This window comes from Streptomyces sp. YS-3 (assembly GCF_045257485.1).
In the GTDB taxonomy this organism is placed as follows: Bacteria; Actinomycetota; Actinomycetes; order Streptomycetales; family Streptomycetaceae; genus Streptomyces.
Genome location: NZ_JBJHPC010000548.1, coordinates 1 through 4797, shown reverse-complemented (window position 1 = coordinate 4797; position 4797 = coordinate 1). Strand labels below are relative to the sequence as shown.

Below are 4797 nucleotides of genomic sequence, written 5' to 3'. Positions count from 1 at the left end.
CAGGGGATCCGGCGGGGGAGGTGGGGGACGGTGAGCGCGCAGAACTGCCTGGTGCGCAACGACTGGATCTGCTGGGAGTACGTGCGCTCCCGCAGCCAGGAGCTGACCGACGCCACGGTCCAGCACATCTGGATCACGGTGGCCTCGGTGCTGATCGGCTTGCTGATCGCCTTTCCGCTGGCGCTGCTCGCGCGCGGTCGCAGATCGGTGGCGGGCGCGGTCCTGACCCTGACGACGGTGCTCTACACGGTCCCGTCGCTGGCGATGTTCTCGCTGCTGCTGCCGGTGTTCGGGCTCTCCGCCTCGCTGGTGGTCACCGGCCTGGTGCTCTATTCGCTGACCATCCTCGTACGGAACATCCTGGCCGGCCTCGAAGCCGTCCCGTCCGAAGTGCGCGAGGCGGCCCGGGGGATGGGGTACGGAAGGATACGGCTGCTGTTCGAGGTGGAGCTGCCGCTCGCGCTGCCCGCGCTGCTGGCCGGTGTGCGCATCGCCACGGTGTCGACGGTGGCGCTGACCACGGTCGGCTCGGTGGTCGGCAAGGGCGGCCTCGGCAACCTCATAGGTGACGGCGTGCAGTCCACGTTCAAGGCGCAGGTGCTCACCGCCTCGGTGCTGTGCGTGCTGCTCGCGCTCGTGGCGGACCTGCTGCTGCTCGGCCTCCAGCGCCTGCTCACGCCCTGGACACGGATACGGACGAGGGCGGGGGTGCGCTGATGGGGGTCATGGCCGACGCCTGGACCTGGCTGACGACGGCGTCCAACTGGTCGGGGGAGGACGGCGCCTGGCACCGCCTGGCCGAGCACGCCTACGTGAGCGGAGTGTCGCTCCTGCTGGCCTGTGCGATCGCGCTGCCGCTCGCGCTGTGGCTCGGGCACATCGGGCGGGGCGGGGCGCTCGCGGTCAACATCTCCAACGTGGGCCGCGCGGTGCCGGTGTTCGCGGTGCTGGGCCTGCTGATGCTCACCCCGCTGCGCAAGGAGGGGTACGCGCCGACGATCATCGCGCTGGTGCTCTTCGCGGTGCCGCCGCTGCTGACCAACGCGTATGTGGGCATGCGCGAGGTGGACCGGTCGGTGGTGGAGGCCGCGCGCGGGATGGGGATGTCGGGCGGCCAGCTCTTCGCCCGGGTGGAGCTGCCGCTCGCCTACCCGCTGATCATGATCGGGGTGCGGTCGGCCGCGGTGCAGGTGGTGGCGACGGCGACGATCGCCTCCATGGTGGGCCTCGGCGGTCTCGGCCGGATCATCACGGCCGGGTTCGCCACGTACAACACACCGCAGGTGGTCGCGGGGGCGATCCTCGCCGCGCTGCTCGCGTTGCTGGTCGAGGGCGTGCTCGTGCTGGCCGACCGGCTGTTCAGCCCGCTGCGCGCGGTGCGCGGCCAAAGCACCGCTCCGTAACCCCCCGGCCCCGCCGGACCCGCAACACGTCGGACCTACGAACTCTCGGATGGTGAACGTTCATGAGCAAGATCCTGCGCACGGCCGGTGCGGTGCTGGGCACGCTGGCGCTGGCCGGCTCGCTGGCCGCGTGCGGCGGCGACAGCCTGGAGAAGGACAAGGACAAGGGGAGCGGCGGGGCGAGCAGCGGCGGGGGCGGCAAGAAGGGCTCGCTCACCATCGGCGCGGCCGGCTTCACCGAGTCCGCCGTCCTCGCCGAGCTCTACGCCCAGATCCTGCGCGACGCCGGATACAGCACCTCGGTCACCACGGTGAAGAACCGCGAGCTGTACGAACCCGCTCTGGAGAAGGGCGAGATCGACATCGTTCCGGAATACGCGGCTACGCTTACCGAATTCCTCAACGCCAAGGTGAACGGCGAGAAGGCGAAGGACAAGCCGCTCGCCTCCAGCGACACCGCGGCGACGGTCGCCGAGCTCACCAAGCTCGCCACCCCGCGCGGTCTGAAGGTGCTCCCGGCGGGCGCGGCGGTCGACCAGAACGCGTTCGCGGTGACCAAGGAATTCGCCACCAAGAACAGCCTCAAGTCGCTTTCCGATCTGGGAAAGTCGAAGGTCAAGGTCAAGATCGCGGCCGGTGACGAGTGCTCCGTCCGCCCCTTCTGCGCCCCGGGCCTGAAGGCGAAGTACGGCATCGAGGTCGGCGGCGTCGACCCCAAGGGCGTCGGCACCCCGCAGTCCAAGCAGGCCGTCAAGGACGGCGTCGACCAACTGGTGCTCACCACCACGACCGACGCCACCCTGGACCAGTACGGACTGGTGTTCCTCGATGACGACAAGAAGCTCCAGAACGCCGACAACGTCCTTCCCGTGGTCAATGCGAAGGAAGCGGGCGGCCAGGAGATAGCCGACGCGCTCGCGAAGCTCACCAAGGCGCTGACGACCAGTGATCTCGTCGATCTGAACCGCAAGGTGGACGCCGAGCGGGCCAAGCCGGCCGATGTCGCCAAGGACTATCTCCAGTCGAAGGGACTGCTCCAGAAGTAACGAAAGGGCGCGGTTGGGAGAAGATTCGGAAGATTGGCGGGCTGGGGCTCCATTGGGCGTCTACGCACGGTAAATTTCAGGCCATGCCACGTGGACGCCACCGCCATTCCCCTCCTCTGCACAGGCTCCTCCCTCCGTCGGCCGTCGCCGGCGCCGCGGTCTTCTGCGCCGGTGGTGCCTGGCTGTTCGATCAGCCCATGGCCCTGCGTGGCCTGGCCGCCGCCGCCGCGGTGGCCGCCGTCACCGGCTCCGTGCTGATGCGCGGCTGGGACCGGGCCGCCGGGCGCCGGGTCGCCGAACTGACCCGCTCGCGCGCCGCCGACCAGTGGCGCACCGAGGAGCGGATCGCCGAACTGGAGGCGGAGCTGGAGGAGTCGCGCGAGCTGCGCGGCCGGCTGGACGCCAAGCTCCGTGCCAAGCGCATGGAGCTGGCCGGGCTCCGCGGCGAACACGCGGCCCTGCTGCGGCGGTACGCGACGGCGGAGACCGAGCGCGCCAGCGCCCTGGAGGGCCGCCGCAGGCTCGCCCTGGAGGCCGGCGCCCCCAAGGCGCTGCCCGCCTCGGCCAGTACGCCCACGCCCGCCGCCTACGCCGCTGCCTCCCGGGCCCTGGAGAACCTGCCGTACGCACGGCGGGCGCAGGAGGCACGGGCCGCGGCGCGCACGTCGGCGCAGCAGTCCGAGGGCCACGAGGCACCGGGCCCGCGGGAGCCGCAGGAGGCACAGGAGCCGCAGGGGAAGCGCGCGGCGGCCGACGGGAACGGCGAGCACGCCCGTCCGTCGTCCGCCGCCCTTCCCGCGCTGCCGGCCGCGCCGAAGCCGGTCGCGGCGGCGGTGGTTCCCTACGTCGCCCGTCGCGCCGTACGGCCCGAGGGCAGCTTCGACTTCTTCGGCACGGCCGCCGAGAAGGAGGCCGTGGAGGCCGCGATAGAGGCCGCCGCGGAGGAGGACCTGGCCGACGTGGTCGGCGAGGAGGTCCTGGCCGAGCGACCGCACACCGGCCCCGAGCGGGTGGTGGGCAAGGTCATCGACCTGACGGCGCACGACGAGACGGAGCAGTTGGACGTGGTGGGGCTGCGGACGGCGATCTCGTAACGCCACCGGCGGGACGACCGCGGAACGTCACGAAGGGGCCCGGCGCCGAAGCGCCGGGCCCCTTCCCCGTCTCCGCGCGCCTACTTGTCGATGTCGCCGACGACGAAGAAGAGCGAGCCGAGGATGGCGACCATGTCGGCGACCAGGGTTCCGGGGAGGAGTTCGGTGAGGGCCTGGATGTTGTTGTACGAGGCCGAGCGGAGCTTGAGCCGGTACGGGGTCTTCTCGCCCTTGCTGACGAGGTAGTACCCGTTGATGCCCAGCGGGTTCTCGGTCCAGGCGTAGGTGTGGCCCTCCGGGGCCTTCAGGACCTTCGGCAGGCGCTGGTTGATCGGCCCGGGCGGCAGCTCGGCGAGCCGGTCGAGGCAGGCGGCGGCCAGCTCCAGGGCGTTGTGGGTCTGGTCGAGCAGCACCTCGAAGCGGGCCAGGCAGTCGCCCTCGGTGCGGGTGACGACCCGCAGGGTGTCCTGGAGTTCGCCGTACGCGAGGTAGGGCTCGTCGCGGCGCAGGTCGAAGTCGACGCCGGAGCCGCGGGCGATGGGGCCGCTGACGCCGTACGCGTGCACGGCCTCCTGGGACAGCACGCCGACGCCGCGGGTGCGGCCCCGGAAGATCTCGTTGCCGAGGACGAGCCGGTCGTACACGTCCATCCGCGAGGTGGCGGCGGCGACGGCGTCCCGGGCGCGGCCGAGCCAGCCGAGCGGGAGGTCCTCCTTGAGGCCGCCGACGCGGTTGAACATGTAGTGCATACGCCCGCCGGACACCTCCTCCATGACGTGCTGGAGCTCCTCGCGCTCGCGGAAGGCGTGGAAGATCGGGGTGATCCCGCCCAGTTCGAGGGGGTACGAGCCCAGGAACATCAGGTGGTTGAGGGCGCGGTTCAGCTCGGCGAGGAGGGTACGGGTCCAGACGGCGCGCTCGGGGACCTCCATGCCGAGCATGCGCTCCACGGCCATGACGACACCGAGCTCGTTGGAGAACGCGGAGAGCCAGTCGTGGCGGTTGGCGAGCATGACGATCTGCCGGTAGTCGCGCGCCTCGAAGAGCTTCTCGGCGCCCCGGTGCATATAGCCGACGACCGGTTCGGCGTGCTGGATGCGCTCGCCGTCGAGGACGAGGCGGAGGCGGAGCACGCCGTGGGTGGAGGGGTGCTGGGGGCCGATGTTGAGCACCATGTCGGTGCTCTCCGCCGCGCCGCCGATGCCGACCGTGGTCTCCGTCATGGGCGACAGTATCCCCGCCCGGCCCGGATTC

At 71.2% G+C, this 4797-nt stretch carries 5 protein-coding genes; 4 read left to right on the top strand and 1 reads right to left on the bottom strand.

The genetic code is table 11. From position 1 onward, the window contains the following. Positions 1–30 precede the first annotated feature (30 nt). The 4 genes from ACJA3G_RS30370 (at position 31) to ACJA3G_RS30355 (ending at position 3543) form a co-directional block, all read left to right on the top strand. A complete protein-coding gene (locus ACJA3G_RS30370; RefSeq protein WP_406556249.1) occupies positions 31–717 on the top strand; it encodes an ABC transporter permease in 687 nt (228 codons plus the stop codon). Beyond that, positions 717–1403 carry an ABC transporter permease gene (locus ACJA3G_RS30365; protein WP_406556248.1) on the top strand — a complete coding sequence of 229 codons (687 nt, stop codon included), beginning with the start codon at positions 717–719 and terminating at the stop codon, positions 1401–1403. The genes ACJA3G_RS30370 and ACJA3G_RS30365 overlap by 1 nt, the downstream gene beginning before the upstream one ends. A gap of 62 nt (positions 1404–1465) precedes the next feature. Continuing rightward, positions 1466–2449, top strand: coding sequence for an ABC transporter substrate-binding protein (locus ACJA3G_RS30360; RefSeq protein ID WP_406556247.1), 984 nt, complete (start codon positions 1466–1468; stop codon positions 2447–2449). Between the two features lie 83 nt (positions 2450–2532). After that, positions 2533–3543 (top strand): hypothetical protein, encoded by a 1011-nt coding sequence (locus ACJA3G_RS30355; protein ID WP_406556246.1) that lies wholly within the window; start codon positions 2533–2535, stop codon positions 3541–3543. 80 nt (positions 3544–3623) lie between these two features. On the opposite strand, the gene ACJA3G_RS30350 is transcribed toward ACJA3G_RS30355, so the two are convergent. Then, positions 3624–4766: an NADH-quinone oxidoreductase subunit D gene (locus tag ACJA3G_RS30350; protein ID WP_358832494.1), complete on the bottom strand. Its 1143-nt coding sequence runs from the start codon at positions 4764–4766 to the stop codon at positions 3624–3626. Positions 4767–4797: the final 31 nt, after the last annotated feature.